General features: G+C 74.2%; 3 protein-coding genes. 2 read left to right on the forward strand and 1 reads right to left on the reverse strand.

All coding sequences use genetic code 11. From position 1 onward, the window contains the following. Positions 1–91: 91 nt before the first annotated feature. On the reverse strand, positions 92–517 hold the full coding sequence (gene dtd, locus ACYVE9_RS22750; RefSeq protein WP_461029757.1) for a D-aminoacyl-tRNA deacylase: 426 nt from the start codon (positions 515–517) through the stop codon (positions 92–94). Positions 518–812: 295 nt separating this feature from the next. Between dtd and ACYVE9_RS22755 the strand changes: the two genes are divergently transcribed. Both ACYVE9_RS22755 and ACYVE9_RS22760 read left to right on the forward strand, forming a co-directional pair. After that, positions 813–1,427 (forward strand): RsiG family protein, encoded by a 615-nt coding sequence (locus ACYVE9_RS22755; RefSeq protein ID WP_461029758.1) that lies wholly within the window; start codon positions 813–815, stop codon positions 1,425–1,427. 50 nt (positions 1,428–1,477) lie between these two features. Next, positions 1,478–2,428 carry an asparaginase gene (locus tag ACYVE9_RS22760; RefSeq protein WP_461029759.1) on the forward strand — a complete coding sequence of 317 codons (951 nt, stop codon included), beginning with the start codon at positions 1,478–1,480 and terminating at the stop codon, positions 2,426–2,428. Positions 2,429–2,492: the final 64 nt, after the last annotated feature.

A 2,492-nucleotide genomic window follows, 5' to 3' on the forward strand; every position in this document is an offset into this window, starting at 1 on the left:
CCGGCCCTCCCGCTGCCCGCGCGGGTCCGCCCTGCCGGCTCGTCGCACGGTCGGGTGCGGCGCGCGCGTGGCGGGCGGCGGCCGTTCCGCGTCACACCTCCAGCAGCACCGTGAAGGGACCGTCGTTGACGAGCGAGACCTTCATGTCGGCACCGAACCGGCCCTCGGCCACCTCCGCCCCCAGCTCCCGCAAACGGGCGCAGACCTCGTCGACGAGCGGCTCGGCGACCGGTCCCGGGGCCGCCGCGTTCCACGTCGGCCGCCGCCCCTTGCGGGCGTCCCCGTAGAGGGTGAACTGGCTGATCACCAGCAGTGGCGCCGACAGGTCCGAGCACGACTTCTCGCCCTCCAGGATCCGCAGCGACCACAGTTTGCGGGCCAGTCGCGCGGCCTGCTCCGCGGTGTCCTCGTGGGTCACCCCGACAAGGACGCACAGTCCCGCCCCGACGATTTCGCCGACCGTCCGCCCGTCCACCGTCACCCGGGCGCCGTTCACCCTCTGAACTACTGCTCGCATGAATCCATGATGCGCCGGATGGGTGCCAAGGCGCTGCGCGCTACGGCCCGGCAGTGGCACGATGCGGGAACGCAATACGCCGGTCGCGGCGAAGCTGACAAACCCCGCGAACGCCGTAGACCAGATGGCCGGACGACCACACGAGTCGTATGAACCGCATGAACGTCATGCACACCGCAGGCGTCACCGGCTCCGCGCACCCACGCGGGGAGTCGGCACAGTGCGCACCGCAGACCGCCGCACCCGGCGGGAGCGGCTCGGCAGGGTGCGACAGAGCGGACGAGGGGACGGACTTATGAGCACTTCCGGAGCAGGCAGAAGCCCCGAACCGGATCCGGGCCGGGCCGGCAGCGCCGCGGCCACCGCGGCACCGCACCTGCCGTCCCAGCAGGTGGACGGAGACGGTGGCCGCTCCGCGCGCCCCGGCCCGGCGACCCCCGAACTGGCCGCTCTCGGCCTGCCCTCGCTGCGCGGACTGCGCCGCTCCGCCCAGCAGGACGAGGCCGACCTCAGTTACCTGCGGCGCCTGCTGCAGGGCCGCATCGACATCCTGCGGGCGGAGATCACGCGCCGGGTCGATCCGGCCGCGCGCATCGTCGACCGGCTGCCGGAGATCCTCGCCGACGGTCCGACCCGGCACCGCTCCTCCGCCCGGCACGTGACGCTCGGCACACCGCACGGCGCGGAGTACCGCCTGCTCGCCGAGTCGATGCTCGCCGAAGTGGAACTGTCCGACCTCGGTGCCCGCACCGACAGCGAACTGCACGACGCGATGGGCCGGCTGGTCCGCTACGAGCGGCAGATCTCCGGCCGCCGGCAGTCGCTCCAGCGCACCGCGGACGAATGCAGCACGGAGATCGCCCGCAGGTACCGTGAGGGCGAAGCGCAAGTCGACGACCTGCTGGCCTGAGGCGATCCCCCCGGTGGCCGGTCGTCCCGCCACGAAGGAGAAGGCCGTCGATGACCTCGCCCGCCGCCCCCGTCCTCGCCGAGGTCGTCCGTTCCGGTTTCACCGAGGGGCTGCACCGCGGCTCGCTGGTCGTGCTGGACGCGGACGGCCGGGTCGACTGGTCGCTGGGCGACCCGGCCGCACCGGTCTTCCCCCGCTCGTCGAACAAGCCGATGCAGGCCGCGGCCGTGCTGCGGGCGGGCGTGCCGCTGGCCGGCGAGCGGCTCGCGCTGGCCGCCGCCAGCCACTCCGGTGAGCCCTTCCACCTGGAGCTGGCCGGGCGCATGGTCACCGAGCAGGGCCTGAGCGAGGACCTCCTCCAGTGCCCGCCGGACCTGCCGCTCGACCCGGTCGAGGCGGAGACCTACCTGGCGGCGGGCCGCGTCCGGGCCCGGCTGACCATGAACTGCTCCGGCAAGCACGCCGCGATGCTCGCCGCCTGCCGCTTCAACGACTGGCCCACCGACACCTATCTCGACCCCGGCCACCCCCTGCAACAGCTGGTCACCGAGACGGTCGAGGCCACGTCCGGGGAGCGGGTCACCCACACCGGCACCGACGGCTGCGGCGCCCCACTGCTGGCGATCTCGCTCGTCGGCCTGGCACGGGCCTTCCGCAGCTTCGCCGTCGCCGCCCCGGACACGCCGCAGGGCCGCGTCGCGCAGGCGATGCGCGACCACCCCGAGTACGTGGCGGGCACCCGTCGGGCCGACACCTGGCTGATGCGGGAGCTGCCGGGCACCCTGTCGAAGATGGGTGCCGAGGCGGTGCAGGCGGTGGCGCTGCCGGACGGTCGCGCCCTCGCCTTCAAGGTCGAGGACGGCAACACCCGGGCGCTCGGCCCGGTACTGGCGCACACCCTGCGCCGGATGGGCGTGGACGCCCCGGTACTGGAACGCCTCGCGACCGTGCCGCTGCTCGGCGGCGGCTCCCCGGTCGGAACGGTCCGCGCCGCCTTCTGAAACCGGCGTCGGGCGGGGCTGCCGGGGGGCTGGTGGAGAGCGACCGCCGGGGGCTGCCGTGGGC

It is taken from the genome of Streptomyces sparsus (assembly GCF_054776295.1).